Below are 20,595 nucleotides of genomic sequence, written 5' to 3'. Positions count from 1 at the left end.
ATATTGGAGGAATATATATGAATCACTTAAAAGGTATGCACCATGTTACCGCAATTACAAGCAGTGCTGAAGAAAATTACAAATTTTTCACTTATGTATTAGGTATGCGACTCGTTAAGAAAACAGTCAACCAGGATGATATTCAAACGTATCACTTGTTTTTTGCAGATGATGTTGGTGGAGCTGGTACGGATATGACGTTCTTCGATTTTCCAAACATTCCAAAGGGGACGCATGGAACAAATGAAATATATCGTACGGGCTTCCGTGTACCGACTGACGCGGCTTTAGATTACTGGGTAAAACGTTTTGATAGACTAGATGTGAAGCATACTGGAATCCAAGAGCAATTTGAAACAAAGGTACTGTCATTTGTTGATTTTGATGACCAACAATATCAACTAGTATCCGATGAAAACAATAAAGGCGTTGCAGCAGGTACACCTTGGCAAAAAGGTCCGATTCCACTAGAGTATGCAATTACCGGTCTAGGTCCGATTACTATTCGTATTGCTGAATTTGACTATATGAAAGAAGTACTTGAAAAGGTTCTATTATTTAAAGAAATTGGACAAGATGGAGCATTCCACTTATTTGAAGTAGGTGAAGGTGGTAATGGTGCACAGGTTATTGTGGAGAAAAATATCATTCTTCCCCCAGGTCGTCAAGGTTTTGGAACAGTTCACCATGCTGCTTTCCGAGTTGAAGATAGAGCAGTGCTAGATGAATGGACACATCGTATGGAAAGCTTCGGCTTCCAAACATCAGGATTCGTCGATCGTTTCTTTTTCCAATCATTGTATTCGAGAGTTGCAAACGGAATCCTATTTGAATTTGCAACAGATGGTCCAGGATTTATGGGAGACGAACCATATGAAACCCTAGGAGAAAAATTATCGTTGCCACCTTTCTTAGAACCAAAACGCGAACAAATCGAAGGACTAGTGCGTCCGATCGATACAGTACGTAGCACCATCGAGTTTGTAAAAGAGTAATAATCGAGTGAGCCGCTTCCTAATGGAGGCGGTTTTTGCATAAATTAGACATGTAGATACTTTTGGAGAAATTATCCGTTTAGCAAGTAACAGTAGCTTTTAAAGCTATAGTGGCCGTCATACGAGATGGAGATGTACTATACGAGAGAGCTTAGCTATGTGAGAACCGCCAGCCCTTATACGAGAGAGAAAATGTGCTATACGAGAGAGCTTAGGCTATGTGAGAGCGACCAGCCCTTATACGAGAAAGAAAATGTACTATGCGAGAGCCGCCGAAGTCTATACGAGAGAGCCTTAGGCTATGTGAGAACCGCCAGCCCTTATACGAGAAAGAAAATGTGCTATACGAGAGCGACCAGCTCTTATGCGAGAGATTAAGTGCCTTATACGAGATAGCACAACTTAAACGATGATTTCCACAAACTCTAAAATTTTTCAAAAAATAGAGGAATCGAACGCTTTATCTTAAACTTTTTAGGGTAAATATAGTAGGAAGTAAATATAGTAGAAGAAAGGAGGCAAGTGATTTGATTCGTTTTGAAAATATTATGAAAGTGTTTCCAGATGAAACGAAAGCTTTGAGGAATGTCTCTTTAACAATTCCGAAGGAGCAATTAGTGGTAATCATCGGACCGAGTGGATGCGGTAAAACTACCCTTCTAAAACTGATCAATCGCTTAGAAACTCCTACGTCTGGTGAAGTTTACGTGGAGGATAAGGCAATATCCACTATAGATCCTGTTGAACTACGTAAAACGATTGGATACGTTATTCAACGAATTGGCTTGTTCCCTCATATGACGATTGAAAAAAATGCAGCACTTGTACCGAATTTGAAGGGATGGCAAAAGGAGAAGACGACAGCTCGAATTCATGAGTTAATGAAGATGGTTGGACTTGAACCCGACCAATTTTTACGTAAATATCCACTTGAGCTAAGTGGTGGTCAGCAGCAACGCATAGGTGTTGTGCGGGCACTTGCTGCGAACCCGGATATTATATTAATGGATGAACCATTTAGTGCACTGGATCCGATAAGCCGTGAACAATTGCAAAATGAGATAAAGTATTTACAGGAAAAAATTAAAAAAACAATCATTTTTGTTACTCATGATATAGATGAGGCATTAAAGATTGCGGATATGATTGTCGTCATGAAAGATGGAATGATTGAGCAAGTTGGAACACCTGCAGAGATAATAGAAAATCCTATTAATGACTTTGTGAAAAACTTTATTGGAATCGAACGTATCAATAGAAAAAAATCGGTTGGCAAAAGAGAATTACAGGACTTCGCTTCATTTTTTGAAAGTGAAAAGGAATCTCAATATCTAGTGGTTGATGGTTCTATGTTAGTGGAAGAAGCTATCGCTTTACTGGAAAACGAAAGTACGAAAGGGTTGCTAGTAATGCGTAGTAAGAGGGTGCTAGGCTTTGTTAACCAATCAATACTTCTTCGAGCAATACTTGCAAAGGAAGAGGTGCTATAGGTGAGTAACTTTATAGAGACGATTCAAAGCCGTTCAGATTTAATACAAGAGGCATTTATGCAACATATTTACTTATCCTTTATTGCTTTATCAGTAGGGATTGCAATTGCCTTACCTTTAGGAATATTAGTTGCAAGGTATCGTAGAATAGCAGAGCCAGTTATAGGAATCACAGCGATCTTTCAGACAATACCTAGCTTAGCATTATTCGGATTTCTTGTTCCACTTATAGGAATTGGCGCTAAAACAGCTTTGATTGCCCTAATCATTTATGCACTTTTACCAATTTTACGTAATACATATACTGGTATTTCAAATATTGATGAATCTATGATAGAGGCAGGTAGGGGAATGGGCATGACAAAAAGTCAGCTACTTTGGCAGATTGAATTTCCACTTGCCTTACCATTTATAATGGCGGGTATTCGAACGGCTACAGTTCTTACTGTAGGTATAGCAACACTGGCGACATTTGTTGGAGCAGGTGGGTTAGGGGATGTAATTTACCGTGGATTGCAATCCTATAATAATTCACTCGTTCTAGCTGGTGCCTTACCCGTTGCATTATTAGCAATTCTGTTTGATCTACTATTAAAGTGGATTGAGAAAAGAGCTACACCAAAAGGAATGAGTACGGGAGGATGATGGGATGAAAAAGTTAATGGGGATAGTAGGACTTGCAACAATAATGCTTTTAAGTGCCTGCTCGGATTCAGAGGAAACATTAGTAATTAGTGGGAAACCATGGACGGAACAATTTATACTCCCTCAGATTTTAGGACAATATATTGAGGAGAAAACAGATATAGATGTGGAATATAAAGAAGGTCTAGGAGAAGTAGCAATTATGACTCCAGCTCTAGAACAAGGCGATATTGATCTGTACGTGGAGTATACTGGCACGGGCTTAAAGGATGTTTTGAAAGAGGAATCTGCAGTGGGAGAAAGCTCAGATAGTGTGCTGGAAAAAGTAAGAAAAGGCTATGAGGAGCAGTTTGAAGCTACGTGGTTAAGTCCACTTGGATTTGAAAATACTTATACATTAGCTTATACAAAGGATAATGGTTACGATGCAGATACATACTCTGATTTAGTAGAGGCTTCTAAAACTGATGGTATGGTATTTGGGGCACCTCATGCATTTTATGAAAGAAAAGGAGATGGCTTTGACGATCTAATAAATACATATCCATTTGTATTTTCAGAAACGCAAAGTTTAGATCCAAATGTTATGTATGAAGCGTTGAAAAATGGCGATGTCGATGTTATACCTGCATTTACGACAGATGGTCGCATTGAGCGCTTTGATTTGCAAACGACAACGGATGATTTAGGGTTTTTCCCTAAGTATGATGCGGCTCCAGTCATACGCATGGATGCACTACAAAAGTTTCCGGAGCTAGAAAATACGTTAAATGAGCTAGCAGGTAAAATATCTGAAGAAGATATGCTGAAGATGAATGCAAGAGTTGATATAGATGGCGATAAACCAGAGGATGTTGCTCGAGACTTTCTGGTAGAGAAAGGTCTAATAAAAGAATAAAAAAACACCCGGTTCTAGCATCCTAGAATCGGGTGAAATTATTTAGATTAGTGTCTTGAAATTCAGTCGTTTATCTAAAGCAATAATAATTGGAATACCGACGGCCAATACAGCGAATTCACCAGCTGCAACGGTTAACCATGTATAGAAGAATGGAAAATCAAGCGCAAGCATTAGTTCGAATGCGATAATACACATAGTAAATGTAAAGAGAACTGTATTAATAACCATGCGTGCAATGTTTCCTTTTACATACTTAGTCGCCAAAATCGTTAGTGATAGCGTAATGATAGAATGCGCTACTCCAAATGTTAGGTCGTAAGCGGCCATTGGAGAGAACATGTTTGTGATGAATACTCCTAATACAATTCCAAAAAAGTATTTTTTATTAAATACGATTAAGTGATTGAACATCTCCGCAATACGAAACTGTACTGCACCAAATGCAAAAGGAGCCACTAGTAGAGATACCGCGACATAAAGAGCGGCAATAACACCAGTTACTGCTATAGTCTTTGTTTTCATTATTCATTTCTCCTTAGTTTTTTTCCGTGGGAGGTTCTCGAACCACGTTAGTTTTCACAAACAGTTATTTTATGCGAATAGCTATCAACTGTCAAGGAAATCTTTAATATATGAATCTTAGTGTCCTATGGTAGAATTTGCAAAGTACGAAAAGGAAGGTTTTATATGAGAAAGTTCACATTTTTAGTAAGTATATGTATAGCCGTTTTGCTTAGTGGCTGTACATTAAATCAGCAACCAGATAAAACAATACAAGCATCACAAGTGCCAGTGGAACCTGGAGACAAAATGAAGGTTCATTTTATAAATGTAGGGCAAGGGGATTCAATATTAGTACAATCGCCAAACGGAAAAAATTTGTTAGTAGATGGGGGCACAAAAGAAGCTGGAAAAGATGTAGTAAATTATCTACGAAAACACGGGGTGGAGAAGCTCGATTATGTTGTGGCAACCCATCCAGATGCCGATCATATTGGAGGTCTACATTCCGTGTTGAATTCTATATCTATAAAAAATTTCGTGGACTCTGGAAAAACACATACATCTCAAACGTATGAGGAAATGTTACAGCTTATATTAGACAAAAATATACCATTCATCGTCCCAGAAACTGGCGATACAATTCCTCTAGATGAGGAGTTAGATATCTCTGTCATACATATGGGAGACAAATCAGCTGATAATAATGAAGCATCTATAGTATTAAAATTATCTTACGGAGAAACTTCCTTTTTATTGATGGGAGATGCAGATATAAGGGTAGAGAAAGACATACTAGAAGAGACGAATGTTAAAGCAACCGTTTTGAAAGCAGGACATCATGGTTCGGACACGAGTAGCTCGCAAGATTTTATAGAAGCAGTAAATCCAGAGGTTACCATTTTAAGTTATGGAAAAGATAATTCCTATGGTCATCCAAATACAGAGGTGAAGTCAAGACTGGAGCGGATAAGTTCACAATTATATGCCACAGCAATAGTTGGTAATATAGTAGTGGAAACAGATGGAGTAGATTATAACGTAATAACAAATGGTAATGTTGGGCCAACTGAAATTGCTAATACGGAAGCCATAGGTATTAATATTTCTAGTAAAGACCTTAGAGACGAAATAGTAGGAATTACCAACTCTGGTGAGTCAGCTGTTAATTTAGAGGAATGGCATTTAGTTTCCGTAGCTGGTAATCAAACATTTAAGTTTCCGAACATTAGCTTGCAAGCAGGGAAAACAATATACGTCACAAGTGGACCCAAAGCAAAAGAGGGCGCTGGCTATTTGAAATGGACTACTACGCAAATGTGGAGAAATGATGGGGATGCAGCTATATTATTGAATAACAAAGGAGAGATTGTGAGTGAATTCGAATAAATACACATTAGACCGTTTTGAAGGGGACTATGCAGTCTTTTTGAAATATCCAAATGAAACTGAGAGCCTCCTTGTCTGTAGTTCTGAACTAAATGATAAGGTAAAAAAGGGTGATATAGTTAATATTTCAGTTAAAGAAGATAAATATAAGATTGAACCTTTAGTTGAAGAAACAATGAACCAGAAGGAGAGGATTAACCAATTACTTGAACAACTAAAAAATAGAACCTGAGGAACGTTTCAGTTTATTGGTTTTTAAAAATTACTTCATTATGTAATTGATTCACTTGTATTATAATAGAAAACAACGCAACTTGGAGGTGAGCAGAATGGCAAATAGTAGGATCTTGCTAGACAGTGCAACGCCTCATGCAAAGCCTAATGATGGAAGGGCGATACTTTGTATGAGAAGCTATAATTTAATTTATATCGCCATTTCATAATATTGGCTTTGCACCTTATTTAAATTTTAAAAATAAGGAGCGAGCGTAAAATGACATATATTAAAGCAACTTCCGTTTTACCTGAGGAGCTAGTGAAGGAAATTCAAAAGTATATTCAAGGGGAAACGATTTATATCCCAAAACCGGGAAAAACTTATAAACAATGGGGAACGCTTTCTGGTGAAAGAAAGCGGATTGATGAGCGAAATAATTCCCTAAAGGAAGCATATAGAAGTGGGGCTCCTATGGGACAGCTTGCAAAAGAGTATCATCTATCCATCGAAACCATTAAGAAAATTATCTATACAAAGTAAAGGTATACACTGGTAGCTCCTCCTTGATGGGCTGCCAGTTTTTTTGGATGATTTATATGGTGAAAACAATTCCTAATCATCTTATCCGTTTATTAAGCAATTACTATTCGATACAATTGGACTAACGAAAAAAATTGTGAATGGAGCTGTATATATGAATCCTTTCATTAGAAGTGATCAATATAACTTTATAAAAAGACAAGCGCAAGCATTGGTAAATGGGCATGCGACTGTAAACGATCGGGCTGTTTTAAATGCTTTACAAGCATTATCATACGAGAAGGTATTCGGATTATTTGTGGAAATGACAGTAGACCAAAAAAGTCTATTGAATCCGATTGTAGGAGTAAAAGAAAAATTAGATGCAGAAGAATTTTTAGAAACTCTAAAGCCCTATGTCATTCCATTTAAAGAGATTAGCGAGACTGCTATTAAAAAGATTTTTCCGAAGGCGAAGAAACTCAAAATTCCTTCATTAGAAAATATTGATTTTAAGGAAATATCTTATTTAGGCTGGTTAGATAAAGGGTCCAATAAAAAATTTCTTGTTGTTGAATATAAGAACAAATTAGTAGGAATATCTGGTGGTTATAAAGTTTCGAACAAAAAAGGAATTTGTGCATTATGTAATCGCACAGAAGAAATTGGAATGTTTACTTCATCGGTCAAGGGTGTAACACAAGATGCTTTCATTACGAGAGGGAATTATATTTGCCAGGATAGTCAAAAATGTAATGAGAACATTATTTCATTGGATAAATTAAATAATTTCGTAGAGCTTATTCAAAATAAATAAATGAAGAGGTATCAATATGGAGCAGGAGCTACTAAAGATATTTGACGAGAAGCATAAGCAAATAGGTGTTGAGACCCGGGAGGAGATTCACAGACTTGGTTTGTGGCATGAGACATTTCAATGCTGGTTTATAGGTATACATGAGGGAAAACAATATGTTTACTTGCAATTACGAAGTGACTTGAAAAAAGATTATCCTGGATTGTTGGATATTACTGCCGCGGGGCATTTATTGGCGAGTGAAACAGTTTTTGATGGGATAAGAGAGGTGAAAGAGGAGCTTGGGATTGAAGTGCTCTTTGAGGAATTATATTCACTTGGTGTTATTAAATATTCTGTTACGACGGGTAAATTAGTAGATAATGAATTAGCTCATGTATTTTTATATGACTGCGCATTGGAATGGGAGCAATTTACGTTACAGACAGAAGAGGTTTCGGGAATAGTAAGAGTGGAGATTTCGGAGTTTGTTAAACTTTGGAAAAACGAATTAAAGGAACTAGAAATCTTCGGTTTTAAAGTAGATGAAGAGGGTGCTAAAAGTTCGATTCATCAGGTTGTTGGTAAAACGAGTTTTGTTCCACATGATCAGTCTTACTACGACGAAATTTGCAAAGAAATGATATCTTTTTCATTAAAAAACCAACTTTCTAGTTAAGAAAGTTGGTTATATTTTATTCTAAAATTTTGATTTTTACACTTTTTCGACCCCATTTATAGGCCTCGCTTTTCGTTGGGAAAAATACATCTATTTTGTTTCCTTTAATAGCACTTCCCGTATCTCCAGCTACTGCATATCCATACCCTTCGACATAAACTTTCGTACCAAGTGCAATTATATTGGGATCTACTGCGATGACCTTTACATCCGGATTACGCTTGAGATTGATGCCTGTGCTAGTGACACCAGAGCATCCGTTACAGGTTGCTGTGAACGCACTTGCAGTAACAACAATTTCTTTTACTACTTTATCATCTGTAGATCTAGAAGGGTTTTTCTTTTTCTTTGCAGCAGTTGCCGCTTTTGATGAGATTTTTAACTTTTGGTTGAGTTTAATCGTATCTGATTTTAAGTGATTCCATGATTTTAAAGTTGATACAGACACTTTGTGCGTTTTAGCAATTTTATACAAAGTATCTCCTTTTTGAACAGTGTAAGTTGAAGATGCGGCTAGGCTTGTGCTTGTTCCGCTAACCAATAATGCAAATGTAATAATGAGTGTCCCAAGAATTCTTCTCAAATACTCTACCCCTTGCTATTTAGTCTAAGCACATCTTACCAGGACTTTATTACGAGAATATTACGATGACTTACCAATATCGTTACAAATTTTAATAATGTTAGATCTGAAAATTAACATTCGCAGATTATAGTTTATTAAATAGATTTATAATTTATACCAAAAACCTATAAACTTTCAGCAAAGCTTATAAACGGTTCAATAAGAGTTTGTGAGTGACACTAATACCAATATTGCTTAAAGTCCTTAAACTTTTCAAGATAGCCCATAACTCATCCCACACTTATATAACATAAAAAGAACCTCACTAGTTTTCACTAGAAAGGCTCTCCATCCATCAATCTATCCTGCATTAACGGGCAAGTAAGTTTTCCACTTTAGGCTTGGCTTAAGCAACAAAACATAGGTGGGAGATAACTACCCTTAAAAGCCAATGATTGAAGTTTTACTTTATAGATCCATTAAAATCTCTCCATCAAACACGCTTACTGCCGGTCCTGTCATAAATACTCCTTCATCGGTGTAGCGTATAACAAGATCACCGCCTAATAGTTTTACGGTTATATCGGAGTCTTTGTCACAGTGTCCATTTAAGACTGCTGCCACTACTGCAGCGCAGGCACCAGTTCCACAGGCAAGTGTTTCACCACTGCCACGTTCCCATACTCGCATATAAACGGTCTTGCGATTTTCTATCGAGATAAACTCTGTATTCACACTTTCTGGAAAAAAAGAATGATGCTCAAATTTTGGTCCAATAAGTGGTAAGTCTACTAACATTGGATCTTCCACAAAAACAACACAGTGAGGATTACCCATTGATACAGTTGTAATATGATATGTTTTTTCTTCCACCTCGAATGGGAAGTTTATTAACGGATTTGACGCTTTTGACTGAACGGGTATAAGTGCTGGTTCTAAAATGGCTTTGCCCATATCTACTTTAGCAGAAGTCATTTTGCCATTTTCGAGAAAGAGTTCAATTGTTTTAATACCACTAAGTGTATCGATGGTTAACACTTCTTTTGTTGCAATATTATTATCGTAGACGTATTTAGCAACGCAGCGGATAGCATTTCCGCACATTTTTCCTTCACTGCCATCTATATTGAACATACGCATCTGAGCATCTGCTATATCAGATGGGCATATTAATACAATTCCATCTCCACCAACCCCAAAATGTCGGTCAGATATATGTTTGCTTAGTGTATTGGGATCATCGATAACATGCTCAAAACAATTAATATAAATATAATCATTTCCGCAGCCATGCATTTTTGTAAAAGGTATTTTCATCTTCGGTGTAACTCCCTTTGTCGCAATCTTCTTATTTATCCCATTATAGCATATGGGTCAATGGGATTTATGGAGTCTTGCTATTAAACGTGTCCCCACCTTGAATCGTGCCGTTTTCATAACCTTTATAAAACCAACCCTTACGCTGTTCAGAGGTACCATGTGTGAAACTTTCAGGGACGACATAGCCCATCGCTTGTTTTTGGAGTGTGTCGTCTCCAACTGCACTTGCCGCAGTCAATGCTTCGTCTAAATCTCCTTCTTCAAGATAGCCCAATCCTTGCGCATGTTTCGCCCATACACCGGAGAAATAATCTGCCTGAAGTTCAAAGCGGACAAGGTATTTATTGAATTCTTCCTCACTTAACTTTTGTCGTAGGGGCATTACTTGTTCAGTTGTCCCAAGTAATGTTTGAACATGGTGACCAACTTCATGTGCAATAACATAAGCCATTGCAAAGTCTCCAGGTGCATTGAACTTCGTTTGTAATTCTTGATAGAAGCTTAAGTCGATATATAATTTTTGGTCCCCCGGACAATAAAAAGGCCCAACTGATGCACCAGCTGCACCACATGCAGAATTGACACTACCAGTATATAAAACTAAAGTTGGCTCCACGTATTGCATTCCATTTTCTTGGAATATTTTAGTCCAGACCTTTTCCGTATCAGCTAGTACAACGGAAACAAATTCCGATAGCTCTTTTTCTTGTTCAGTTTCCTCATAAGGTACACTGTTCGATTGATCTGTTGTACCAAGGTTACCCATTAGATCTTCAGGGTTTCCGCCAAGTAACGCAACAATGATTACAATTATTAGTCCTAAACCACCACCAACGCCAGCAATTGCCTTACCGCCACCCTTTCCCCGACGGTCTTCCACGTTGGAACTACCAGCTCGTCCTTTCCATTTCATCTCTCGCACTTCCTTTTCCATTGTAGATAGTATGTATATTGTTTTTATACCCAATAATTTTCAAATTAGACATTCACGGAGGACGGTTTGCTTTATAATGGATAAAAAAGGAGGATTAGTCATGCTGAAAAAACCAAAAATGCTAAAAGCTGGAGACAAGGTGGCGACAATTAGTTTGTCATGGGGAGGAGCAGGGGAACCTGATCTTCGCTGGAGATATGAACAAGGAATAGATAGATTACGTGATGTGTTTGGATTGGAAGTTGTAGCAATGCCAAATAGTTTAAAGGGTGGAGACTATATATACAAAAACCCACAGGCTCGTGCAGAAGATCTAATGAATGCATTTAAGGATCCTTCCATTAAAGGAGTATTCTCTAATATCGGAGGAAGCGAAAGCATTCGATTATTACCTTATATTGATTTTGATGTAATTCGAGATAATCCAAAAGTATTTATAGGCTATTCCGATTCTACTGTAACGCACCTATTCTGTCATAAAGCAGGAATATCCTCCTTTTACGGACCAGCTATATTAATGGATTTTGCAGAAAATGTGGAGATGCATGAATATACGGTAGAGGCATTGAAGAAGACTTTGTTTGCAGTCGATGCAATTGGTGAAGTGAAGCCTGCAACTGAATGGACAAGTGAACGATTAGAATGGATTGTTGAAAACAAGGACAAAAGACGACAGATGAATCCAAATAAAGGCTATGAACTATTACAAGGATCTGGAGTAGTGCAAGGTAGATTAATCGGCGGCTGTATCGAGGTATTAGAATTTGCAAAAGGCACATCACTTTGGCCAAAAGAAGAATATTGGAAGGACAGTATATTGTTTTTTGAAACGTCTGAGGAACTTCCAACACCTGGACAATTAGAATATTGGCTACGTAATTACGGTACCCAAGGAATTCTTCAGCAAGCGAAAGGAATTATTTTTGGCAAGCCTCAAAACGAGAAGTACTATGAGGAATATAAAGATTCCATTCGTTTAATCATGAAAGAGCTTTCATTAGATAATCTACCAATTTTATATAACTTGAACTTTGGACATACGGAACCTAAATTTGTACTCCCATATGGCGCAATGGCGGAAATTGATTGTCAAAATGTAATGTTTTCTATTTTAGAAAGTGGAGTGGAGTAATCGATGTCTTCTTATATAGTTGTAGGTGGTGGAATTTTGGGAGCGTCCACTGCATATCATCTGGCGAAACGAAATGTGAAGGTTACTTTAGTCGATCGTCAAGATAAAGGACAGGCATCTGCTGCGGCGGCGGGGATAATTTGTCCTTGGATTTCCCAAAGAAGAAATAAAAAATGGTACGCATTAGTAAAAAATGGGGCAAACTATTATAAACAGCTTGTAGAGGAGTTAGAGGCTCTAGGAGAAACTTCTACAGGTTATAAACAGGTTGGGGCGATTGCTCTTCAAAATGATCCTAAAAAACTACAGAAAATGCTAGAGCGAGCTCTGGAAAAAAGAGTGGATGCACCTGAAATAGGGGAATTGAAAATACTTTCACCAGAAGAAACGAATGCACAATTTCCTCTAATAACAGAAGACTTCACTTCCTTGTATGTGGAGGGTGCAGCTCGAGTGGATGGTACTGCGATGCGAGATGCATTAATAAGATCTGCTAAAAAGTTAGGGGCAGAAGTGATTTACGGCGATGCAACGTTTGCGGATGGTGTTTTAACAGTGAATGGTCAGCAAGTGGAAGCAGATGAGATTGTGTTAACAGCAGGTGCCTGGGGCAATGAGCTGCCTCAGGAGCTTGGTGTAGATATGAATGTTAGTTTTCAAAAAGCACAGATTATGCATTTACAAGTGAATAATTTGGATACTGGTGAATGGCCTGTTGTGTTACCACCCACGAATCAGTATTTATTAACATTTGATAATGGAAAAGTTGTGGCAGGCTCCACATACGAAGAAAACACTGGTTATGATACAGAGGTGACTGAGGCGGGTAAGAACGAACTGCTAGAGAATGCTGTAAGTATCGCTAGTTCACTGGAGAATGCTTCAGTTACTGAAGTTCGAGTAGGATTTAGACCATATACGCCAGAGTTTCTTCCGGTAATTGGAAAGTTACCTGGTTATGAGTCCATTTATTTCTCCAATGGGTTAGGGGCATCAGGTTTAACGGCAGGGCCATTTGTTGGTTCTGAGCTTGCTAGACTAATCTTAGGGGAAGAAACAGTTTTGGATTTATCGGAATACGCACCAGTATAAAAAGCATATATGGGGGTTGGGAATATGAATTATTCACAGGTGGAAGAAGTAAACGATATGACAGTGGTTGAGGCTTTAGAAAAGAATTTAGCTATAATCCGGTTCGATTTAGATCGTCGTGTTGCTTATGTAAATGAAAACTTTGCTAGAGAGATTGGTTATTCTGTTAGTGAATTAATGGGGAAACAGCATAAAGAGTTATGTTATCCAGCTTTCACAAAAAGTCCAGAATATGAAAAATTTTGGAAGGATTTAATTGGTGGAAAGAATTTTCAAGATAAGGTGGAGCGTAAAACTAAACAAGGTAATAGTGTTATGTTAGAAGCGACTTATATGCCGATATTCGGCTCTGCTGGTAAGGTGTTAGGGGTAACTAAAGTTGCAACGAATGTAACGGAACGTCATGGAATATTATTGAGTGTGACAGAAGAACTGAAAGAAATGTCAATTGAATTGAGCACGCGTGCAGAGGTTGGCACAACTAGAAGTGAGGAATTGCTTCAGCGAATTGATGAAATTGCGAACGGCTCAAAAGAAAATACGGAAACTCTACAGAATCTACAAGTACAAGCGGATTCGATTCGAGGAATCGTGCAAACCATTCGAGAAATCGCGGCTCAAACGAATTTACTTGCTTTGAATGCAGCGATAGAAGCAGCTCGGGCAGGAGAGCATGGACGTGGGTTTAATGTAGTAGCCCAGGAAGTGCGTAAATTAGCTGGAAGAGTAGAGAACTCGATCGTAGAAGTACGTGAAAATATCGAAGGAATCGCGAAGCAAGTGGAGAAAGTAACGACTAGTAATAGTAATTCTCAAGCAAGTATAGAAAAAAGTCAGGAAGAAATACGTTCTGCTTTGGAGGAGTTCAAAGATATCTCATCAGCAGCAATTAAATTAGAGAGTCAAGCTGCTGAATTTGTGAAGCTAATTTAAGGAAGGTCTCTTTGCGTATATTCCAACCTAAATCATGTTAAACTAGATGAGGTATAGGAGGTACAGCGGATGAGTAAATATTTCATAGGATATATAGAAATTGAACGACAGATAGATTTCTATTTTCAAATGAAGCAGGTTGAAAAACAATTCGAACTCCAGTTAACGATGGATGGAATTATATCTGAGCGCAATAAGTTTAAGCTGCAGCATGTGTATGATGTATCTCATAAACCATTCTCGTATGGAGGTGGTCTTTTATATCTTCATACTAACCAAGGAGTTTTTCCATTTCAAATTCGAGAAAATCCATCGAACTTTATACAAGGCTTTAAGTCATTGAAAACTGAACACTCTTAAACATCTACACTTTAAAAAAGCGTGGGTGTTTTTTTGTAGATTTCGACTGAATTTTATGAATCATGGAACATATTGTTGAAAGATTGTAAATGCTTTAATGAGTGCTATAATGAGAAATATTCAAATAGCAACAACTCGTATAATAGCAGGGATATGGCCTGCAAGTTTCTACCAGCTTACCGTAAACAGGCTGACTATGGGTGGCGATGAAATATTAGAAATATGACATTTTTGTCATGATTTTCTATTATTTCTATTCGACTTTTTTAGCTCGAATGACATTGCTCCACTCCATAAATGAGTGGCTGCAATATCATTTGAGCTTTTTGTTGTCCAAATTATAACTGGAGAGGAACAATCATTATGAAATTACTGCAAGATAAAATTAAACAAAATGGTAAAGTGTTATCGGAAAATGTATTGAAAGTAGATACTTTTTTAAATCACCAAATTGATCCTGTATTAATGCAAGCAATAGGCAATGAGTTTGCAGCACGTTATAAAGAGGCTGGAATCACAAAAATACTAACGATTGAATCTTCTGGTATTGCTCCTTCCATGTTTGCAGGTCTTACATTAGGAGTGCCTGTTGTTTTTGCTAGAAAGCGTAAATCACTAACGCTATCTGATAATTTATTTACTTCTAAAGTTCACTCTTTTACCAAAGGAGAAACGAATGATATTTCGGTCTCAAAAGATTTTATCAACAATGAAGATGTTGTATTGATCATTGATGATTTCTTGGCAAATGGACAAGCTGCGTTAGGACTTTTAGATATTTTAGATCAAGCAGAAGCAAAAACTGCAGGTGTTGGGATTGTTATTGAAAAAGGTTTCCAACCAGGTGGAAAAATTATTCGTGATAAAGGTATTCGTGTAGATTCACTTGCGAATATTAAATCATTGGCAAATGGTAAAGTTGAGTTTTTTGAGGAGGAAACGGTAAGATGAATAGCGCTTTAAAAAACACTGCGCTCGGTATTCAGCATGTCCTTGCAATGTACGCAGGAGCAGTTATTGTACCGTTAATCGTTGGGGGAGCAATTGGTCTTACGTCAGAACAGCTTACATATTTAGTGGCTATTGATATATTAATGTGTGGTGTGGCAACCATTTTACAGGTTATGAGTAACCGATTTTTTGGAATAGGACTTCCTGTAGTACTAGGATGTACGTTCACAGCTGTGGGACCAATGATTGCTATAGGTGGAGATTATGGGGTTTCCGCTATTTATGGAGCGATTATAGTTTCTGGTGTAGTCGTAATATTGATAAGTGGATTTTTTGGGAAGCTTGTAAAGTTTTTCCCTCCTGTAGTAACAGGATCTGTTGTAACTATTATTGGGATTACGTTAATACCCGTTGCTATCAATAATATGGGTGGCGGACAAGGAGCAGCAGATTTTGGTTCCATTTCGAACATTCTATTAGCCTTTGGTACCCTTCTATTTATCGTGCTGTTATACCGTTTCTCTACAGGCTTTATAAAAGCTATTTCTATATTAATAGGGATTATTGGCGGCACGATTGCCGCAGCATTTATGGGGAAAGTTGACTTTTCTCCTGTGAGAGATTCAGATTTCTTTCATATGGTTCAACCCTTCTACTTCGGCACACCGACTTTTGAAATTTCGCCTATTATTACGATGACGTTAGTAGCAATAGTATCGTTAGTCGAATCAACAGGCGTGTACTTTGCACTTGGAGATATGCTTGGGAAGAAAATTGAAAAAGAGGATTTAACGAAAGGTTATCGTGCCGAAGGGATTGCCGTTGTATTAGGTGGTATTTTCAATTCTTTCCCTTATACAACGTTTTCTCAAAACGTAGGGCTTATGCAAATTTCAGGAGTCAAGACGAAAAAAGTCATTTATATAACTGGAGCAATGCTGATCGTACTTGGCTTTATCCCTAAGATTGCAGCTCTAACAACAATCATTCCTGAGTCCGTGCTAGGTGGGGCAATGATAGCTATGTTTGGGATGATTGTGGCACAAGGGATAAAAATGCTAAGTAAAGTAGTGTCCGATACGGAGGACAATTCGATGATTATTGCATGTTCTATCGGTATAGGACTTGGAGTAACAGTGGTTCCTGAGTTATTTGATTCATTACCAACGAGCATGAAAATATTGACGAGTAATGGGATTGTGGCAGGAAGTATAACTGCAATCGTGTTAAATATAGTCTTCAACATGATTCCAAGAAGGAAAATTTCATAACTTTTCAGAACTACGATGGAGATGATCCTTCGTAGTTTTTTTTATACAGCTTTGTTATATCTTATTGTTGATTTAGTAATAGGCGATACGACAAAATAGTGTACTATGGGCAGTATACAAGTATTAAAATGACACCAATGAAGGCATTTTTTCATACTATACTTTGGGGTGATAAAATGCCGAGAGTAAATTATCGAAGTAAAGACGTTGACTTAATGGCTAGGATGATGAGAGCGGAAGCAGAAGGTGAAGGAAAACAAGGAATGCTATATGTTGGAAATGTAATTGTTAATCGTGCTAAAGCAGATTGTTTAGACTTTAATGATGTTAGAACAATTGAAGACGTCATTTTTCAAATACAAGGAGGAAATTATTCTTTTGAAGCTGTTCAAAAAGGTAATTTATTTTACCAAAGAGCGAGAACTGCTGAAAAAAACTTAGCAAAAAAGAATTTGGATTATTGGAGAGAACACCCAGGGAAATATGCACTTTGGTACTTTAATCCATATGCTCCATGCCCTCCAACATGGTATGATCAACCTTTTTCCGGTCAATACAAAAGTCATTGTTTTTATGAACCAGCAGCTGGAACATGTGAAAGTGTTTATATGGGTTAAGGAACAATTTTGATTTACTTGATTTGTATTTAAATAACTTTAAAGAGCCTTACTACAGTCTAATGTAGTAAGGCTCTAGTTTTATGAGAAGAAAATTTAATAACTTATTCAACGCCTTATTTGTAAAGCAATTGTAAAATATTTAAAAATGTGAGGAAAGTCACTGTGGACAAATTACCTATTTGTTAGCATAAATAATAATGCTTTATAATTCGGAGGTTTGATATGTTTAGGAAAAAACGAAATTTGCCAGCAATCAATCTGTTAAATAATCCTGAAGTTCACTTAGCAATTCGAGATACCGACATTCTATTTCAGCTTCAGTTGATCAATTTCTCCGAAAAAGATCTTGCTAACCTTAAACAAATGGAGTCATTTATGGTGCCTAATATTCCCGGAGCAGTGAAGAACTTCTACGACTCCCTAATGGTAAGTGAAAAATTAGTGGACATTATCAATAAACATAGTTCACGCAATCGTTTAGAACAAACATTAGTAAAGCACATAGCAGAATGGTTTACTGGAGTTTTGGACGAGCAGTACATAGAAAAACGAAAGAAAATTGCTAAAATGCATGTGCATATTCAGCTAGAAACGAAAAGCTATTTAGGAGCATGTTATCAGCTTCAAAACAGTTTAGTTGAAAAGGTACTATTAGCTCAACTGCCAATAGAACAACAAATCCAATTTGTATCCTCTTTAAACAAAATAATTAACTACGAGCAACAATTGGTTGTGGAGGCTTACGATCAATATGCCGAAGAGCAAGCAAAGGAAAAAGAAGGTGAAATAAAAAGAGCAATCAAAGAGACATTGGGAAATATCGTTACTAACCTAGAATATCAATCTTCTGAAACAACTACCTCTGTAGAAGAGCTAATTGGAACGACAAAGGAAGTGGAGGCTGAGGTTGCAAAGAGTATCGAAATCTCCAATAAGACGATTGAAAAGGCGGAAACTGGTAAGCGAATTATACAAACCTTAACTGGTCATTCGCAGGAAATATACGAAAAAACAAATTCCATGTCAGGTTTAATCAATAAATTAAACCAATCCTCTCAAGAAATTTTGAATGTTGTAAAAATAGTCAAAGATATAGCGATAAAAACAAATTTACTAGCATTAAATTCAGCTATAGAAGCAGCGAGAGCGGGAGAGTATGGAAAGGGTTTTGCTGTAGTTGCAGAGGAAGTACGTAAGCTTGCGGAACAAACTAAGAATTCTGTAGAGCAAATCGACTTGCTAATTGGCGTCTCGGATGATGCACAGCAGGAAGTAGTAAAGTCTATTCAAGATGTTCAACGTTTAGCGGATACAGGGTTAAAAGAAAGTGAGGAATCAGCATTCTCTTTAGCAAGTATTGCTTCCATGATTCAAGAAGTAGCAGCTGATTCTGAAATAGTCGGCAAGGATATTCATGACTTAACTTTTGCAGTGGAATCTATTGGAGCAGCATCCATTCAAATACTAGAGTCTACAAAACTATTAGAAGAGACAATTCGAAAGATTTAGCTAATCCTTTTAAACTTGAGATATGATAATGTGTGTAGCAATAGGGACTGCTGTTTCCTATTTAGAATAGTCAGGTGAATATGTCTTAACCTTATTAATAGGATTACGCATTTTTATGGGCAGTTGTATATAGTTTCAGGGCTATATTAGTAGTTTCAATGGGCTTTCCTACTCATCTCACAAGACTCATTTATTAAATACGAAATCCTCGTAATAAGAAAACAATCTCTAGTGAAATTTCTATTTCGCAAACCGAAATAATGTGATAATATTGTCTAATCTATGAGATGTGAGGAAAAGATGATGAAAATAAGAGATTGGGATCGTAGTTTACAGGTCCGTTTGTTTGGAGAGTTTTTTAGTAATTTAAGCTTTTGGATGGTATTTCCCTTTTTAGCGATTTATTTTGCTGATGAATTTGGTACGAGTATGGCAGGGGTTTTACTGGTTGCATCGCAAGTATTTTCGGTTGGTGCTAATTTAATCGGAGGTTATTGTGCAGATAGATTTGGTCGAAGGACAATGTTATTTTTCTCTGCAACTGCAGAAGGGTTAGCATTTATTTTATTTGCTTTTGCGAATTCGCCATGGTTTGATTCATCGATGCTAAGCTTTGTGGCCTTTACGATTGCAGGTATGGCTGGTTCCTTATATCATCCTGCTAGTCAAGCGATTGTTGCAGATATTGTGCCGGAGAAGGATAGAAGTACTGTATTTTCGGTGTTCTATACGTCTATAAATATTACGGTAGTCATTGGACCAATAATAGGTGCAGTATTATTCTTTAATTACCGTTTTATGCTTTTATTAGTTTCCGGAATTATATTCTGTTTAGTTGGCTTGGCCATTAGATTTTTAACAGAAGAAACGTTACCGACTGATGTAAGGGCCAAGATGGCAAGTGGCTCGAATAATTGGATTCAGGTTATCATCAAGCAGGTTAAAGCTTATGGATTGATTGTGAAGGATAAGGTTTTCTTCTTGTTTGTCATTGCTGGTATTTTGTTAGCACAAACATATATGCAATTGGATATGCTCATACCAGTTTATATGAAAGAAGCTATTGATAAGCAGGTACTTGGTAATTTGTTTAACAGGGAGTGGGCGGTAACAGGGGAAGGATCGTTCGGTATTCTACTTTCTGAAAATGGATTATTAGTAGTACTGTTTACGGTGTTTGTCACAAGATGGATGACGAAGTATCCGGAGAGGTGGGTGTTCTTTCTATCCTCGTTCTTATATGCAGTGGCAATGCTTGTATTCCCAATCACAGCCAACTTCTGGGTTTTCTTGATTGCGATGGCGATCTTTACATTAGGAGAACTAGCGACGGTTGGATTGCAGGAAAGCTTTGTTTCAAAATTAGCTCCTGATGATATGAGGGGACAGTATTTTGCGGCGGCAAGTTTGCGCTATACAATTGGTCGTACAATTGCACCTTTAGTATTTCCGCTAGTCACATGGATTGGGTTTACATGGACATTTGTTATACTAGCAGCTTTAGCGCTACTAAGTGGATTCATCTATCTGCTGACGTTTAAAGAATACAATAAACGAAAAAAAGAAATAGCCGTATAATTGGACAAGGGGTGTTCTCCTAATGAGAACACCCCTTGATTTTGTATAGGTATAACATAACTTTTGAATTTTAAATTTCATCCCGAAAAGTTCGGGGAATAATTTCCATGAAAGGTTCCTCTTTCAATGCCGCGGTAAATTGTTCCACTGGTTGCCTTCTAACCTAAGCAACGTAAACCCTACCTTCTTTTACGTCCT

22 protein-coding genes and 2 riboswitches are annotated in these 20,595 nt (G+C 37.3%); of the genes, 18 read left to right on the top strand and 4 right to left on the bottom strand.

Features of this window, described 5'->3' with window-relative positions:
- Nucleotides 1-17: 17 nt before the first annotated feature.
- The 4 genes from KD050_RS06420 to KD050_RS06405 all read left to right on the top strand — a co-directional run bounded on the left by KD050_RS06420 (nt 18) and on the right by KD050_RS06405 (nt 4,028).
- Nucleotides 18-995 (top strand): ring-cleaving dioxygenase, encoded by a 978-nt coding sequence (locus tag KD050_RS06420; protein WP_211895373.1) that lies wholly within the window; start codon nt 18-20, stop codon nt 993-995.
- Nucleotides 996-1,522: 527 nt separating this feature from the next.
- Entirely contained in the window at nt 1,523-2,485 is a 963-nt protein-coding gene (locus KD050_RS06415) for an ABC transporter ATP-binding protein (RefSeq protein WP_211895372.1), read from the top strand.
- Nucleotides 2,486-3,130: an ABC transporter permease gene (locus KD050_RS06410; protein ID WP_211895371.1), complete on the top strand. Its 645-nt coding sequence runs from the start codon at nt 2,486-2,488 to the stop codon at nt 3,128-3,130. It begins immediately after the preceding gene.
- Nucleotides 3,131-3,134: 4 nt separating this feature from the next.
- The gene (locus KD050_RS06405; RefSeq protein ID WP_211895370.1) at nt 3,135-4,028 is read left to right on the top strand and encodes a glycine betaine ABC transporter substrate-binding protein; all 894 of its coding nucleotides are present in this window, start codon (nt 3,135-3,137) and stop codon (nt 4,026-4,028) included.
- A 42-nt stretch (nt 4,029-4,070) separates the two neighbouring features.
- On the opposite strand, the gene KD050_RS06400 is transcribed toward KD050_RS06405, so the two are convergent.
- Nucleotides 4,071-4,553 carry a QueT transporter family protein gene (locus KD050_RS06400; protein WP_211895369.1) on the bottom strand — a complete coding sequence of 161 codons (483 nt, stop codon included), beginning with the start codon at nt 4,551-4,553 and terminating at the stop codon, nt 4,071-4,073.
- 7 nt (nt 4,554-4,560) lie between these two features.
- Nucleotides 4,561-4,605, bottom strand: a riboswitch (PreQ1 riboswitch).
- A gap of 113 nt (nt 4,606-4,718) precedes the next feature.
- On the opposite strand from KD050_RS06400, the gene KD050_RS06395 reads away from it, so the two are divergent.
- The 5 genes from KD050_RS06395 to KD050_RS06375 all read left to right on the top strand — a co-directional run bounded on the left by KD050_RS06395 (nt 4,719) and on the right by KD050_RS06375 (nt 8,132).
- On the top strand, nt 4,719-5,921 hold the full coding sequence (locus KD050_RS06395) for an MBL fold metallo-hydrolase (RefSeq protein WP_211895368.1): 1,203 nt from the start codon (nt 4,719-4,721) through the stop codon (nt 5,919-5,921).
- Nucleotides 5,908-6,153, top strand: a complete 246-nt coding sequence (locus KD050_RS06390) for a DUF3006 domain-containing protein (protein ID WP_211895367.1) — start codon at nt 5,908-5,910, stop codon at nt 6,151-6,153. The genes KD050_RS06395 and KD050_RS06390 overlap by 14 nt, the downstream gene beginning before the upstream one ends.
- Nucleotides 6,154-6,414: 261 nt before the next feature.
- Nucleotides 6,415-6,678 carry a CD3324 family protein gene (locus tag KD050_RS06385; protein ID WP_211895366.1) on the top strand — a complete coding sequence of 88 codons (264 nt, stop codon included), beginning with the start codon at nt 6,415-6,417 and terminating at the stop codon, nt 6,676-6,678.
- 154 nt (nt 6,679-6,832) lie between these two features.
- Complete coding sequence (locus KD050_RS06380) at nt 6,833-7,474, top strand: FusB/FusC family EF-G-binding protein (RefSeq protein ID WP_211895365.1); 642 nt, start codon at nt 6,833-6,835, stop codon at nt 7,472-7,474.
- A gap of 16 nt (nt 7,475-7,490) precedes the next feature.
- Nucleotides 7,491-8,132 carry an NUDIX hydrolase gene (locus KD050_RS06375; protein WP_211895364.1) on the top strand — a complete coding sequence of 214 codons (642 nt, stop codon included), beginning with the start codon at nt 7,491-7,493 and terminating at the stop codon, nt 8,130-8,132.
- A gap of 16 nt (nt 8,133-8,148) precedes the next feature.
- Here KD050_RS06375 and KD050_RS06370 read toward each other — a convergent pair whose 3' ends face one another.
- The 3 genes from KD050_RS06370 to KD050_RS06360 all read right to left on the bottom strand — a co-directional run bounded on the left by KD050_RS06370 (nt 8,149) and on the right by KD050_RS06360 (nt 10,930).
- Nucleotides 8,149-8,715, bottom strand: a complete 567-nt coding sequence (locus KD050_RS06370; RefSeq protein WP_211895363.1) for a 3D domain-containing protein — start codon at nt 8,713-8,715, stop codon at nt 8,149-8,151.
- 450 nt (nt 8,716-9,165) lie between these two features.
- On the bottom strand, nt 9,166-10,014 hold the full coding sequence (gene dapF / locus KD050_RS06365) for a diaminopimelate epimerase (RefSeq protein ID WP_211895362.1): 849 nt from the start codon (nt 10,012-10,014) through the stop codon (nt 9,166-9,168).
- Between the two features lie 67 nt (nt 10,015-10,081).
- On the bottom strand, nt 10,082-10,930 hold the full coding sequence (locus tag KD050_RS06360; protein WP_211895361.1) for a KPN_02809 family neutral zinc metallopeptidase: 849 nt from the start codon (nt 10,928-10,930) through the stop codon (nt 10,082-10,084).
- A 121-nt stretch (nt 10,931-11,051) separates the two neighbouring features.
- On the opposite strand from KD050_RS06360, the gene KD050_RS06355 reads away from it, so the two are divergent.
- The 9 genes from KD050_RS06355 to KD050_RS06315 all read left to right on the top strand — a co-directional run bounded on the left by KD050_RS06355 (nt 11,052) and on the right by KD050_RS06315 (nt 20,397).
- Nucleotides 11,052-12,083 (top strand): S66 family peptidase, encoded by a 1,032-nt coding sequence (locus KD050_RS06355; RefSeq protein WP_211895360.1) that lies wholly within the window; start codon nt 11,052-11,054, stop codon nt 12,081-12,083.
- A gap of 3 nt (nt 12,084-12,086) precedes the next feature.
- Entirely contained in the window at nt 12,087-13,175 is a 1,089-nt protein-coding gene (locus tag KD050_RS06350) for an NAD(P)/FAD-dependent oxidoreductase (RefSeq protein ID WP_211895359.1), read from the top strand.
- Nucleotides 13,176-13,199: 24 nt separating this feature from the next.
- Nucleotides 13,200-14,108, top strand: coding sequence for a methyl-accepting chemotaxis protein (locus tag KD050_RS21440; protein WP_211895358.1), 909 nt, complete (start codon nt 13,200-13,202; stop codon nt 14,106-14,108).
- 69 nt (nt 14,109-14,177) lie between these two features.
- Nucleotides 14,178-14,468, top strand: a complete 291-nt coding sequence (locus KD050_RS06340) for a hypothetical protein (RefSeq protein ID WP_211895357.1) — start codon at nt 14,178-14,180, stop codon at nt 14,466-14,468.
- A gap of 115 nt (nt 14,469-14,583) precedes the next feature.
- Nucleotides 14,584-14,685: riboswitch (purine riboswitch) on the top strand.
- A 146-nt stretch (nt 14,686-14,831) separates the two neighbouring features.
- A complete protein-coding gene (locus tag KD050_RS06335) occupies nt 14,832-15,419 on the top strand; it encodes a xanthine phosphoribosyltransferase (protein WP_211895356.1) in 588 nt (195 codons plus the stop codon).
- Nucleotides 15,416-16,690: a nucleobase:cation symporter-2 family protein gene (locus KD050_RS06330; RefSeq protein WP_211895355.1), complete on the top strand. Its 1,275-nt coding sequence runs from the start codon at nt 15,416-15,418 to the stop codon at nt 16,688-16,690. The genes KD050_RS06335 and KD050_RS06330 overlap by 4 nt, the downstream gene beginning before the upstream one ends.
- A 176-nt stretch (nt 16,691-16,866) precedes the next feature.
- Nucleotides 16,867-17,307, top strand: coding sequence for a cell wall hydrolase (locus tag KD050_RS06325; protein ID WP_211895354.1), 441 nt, complete (start codon nt 16,867-16,869; stop codon nt 17,305-17,307).
- A 225-nt stretch (nt 17,308-17,532) separates the two neighbouring features.
- Nucleotides 17,533-18,819: a globin-coupled sensor protein gene (locus KD050_RS06320; protein WP_211895353.1), complete on the top strand. Its 1,287-nt coding sequence runs from the start codon at nt 17,533-17,535 to the stop codon at nt 18,817-18,819.
- A 303-nt stretch (nt 18,820-19,122) separates the two neighbouring features.
- Nucleotides 19,123-20,397: an MDR family MFS transporter gene (locus KD050_RS06315; RefSeq protein WP_211895352.1), complete on the top strand. Its 1,275-nt coding sequence runs from the start codon at nt 19,123-19,125 to the stop codon at nt 20,395-20,397.
- Nucleotides 20,398-20,595: the final 198 nt, after the last annotated feature.

Source organism: Psychrobacillus sp. INOP01 (assembly GCF_018140925.1).
Classification (GTDB): domain Bacteria; phylum Bacillota; class Bacilli; order Bacillales_A; family Planococcaceae; genus Psychrobacillus.
Note: the sequence above shows the minus strand (reverse complement) of the source record. Positions and strands in the feature narration are given on the sequence as shown.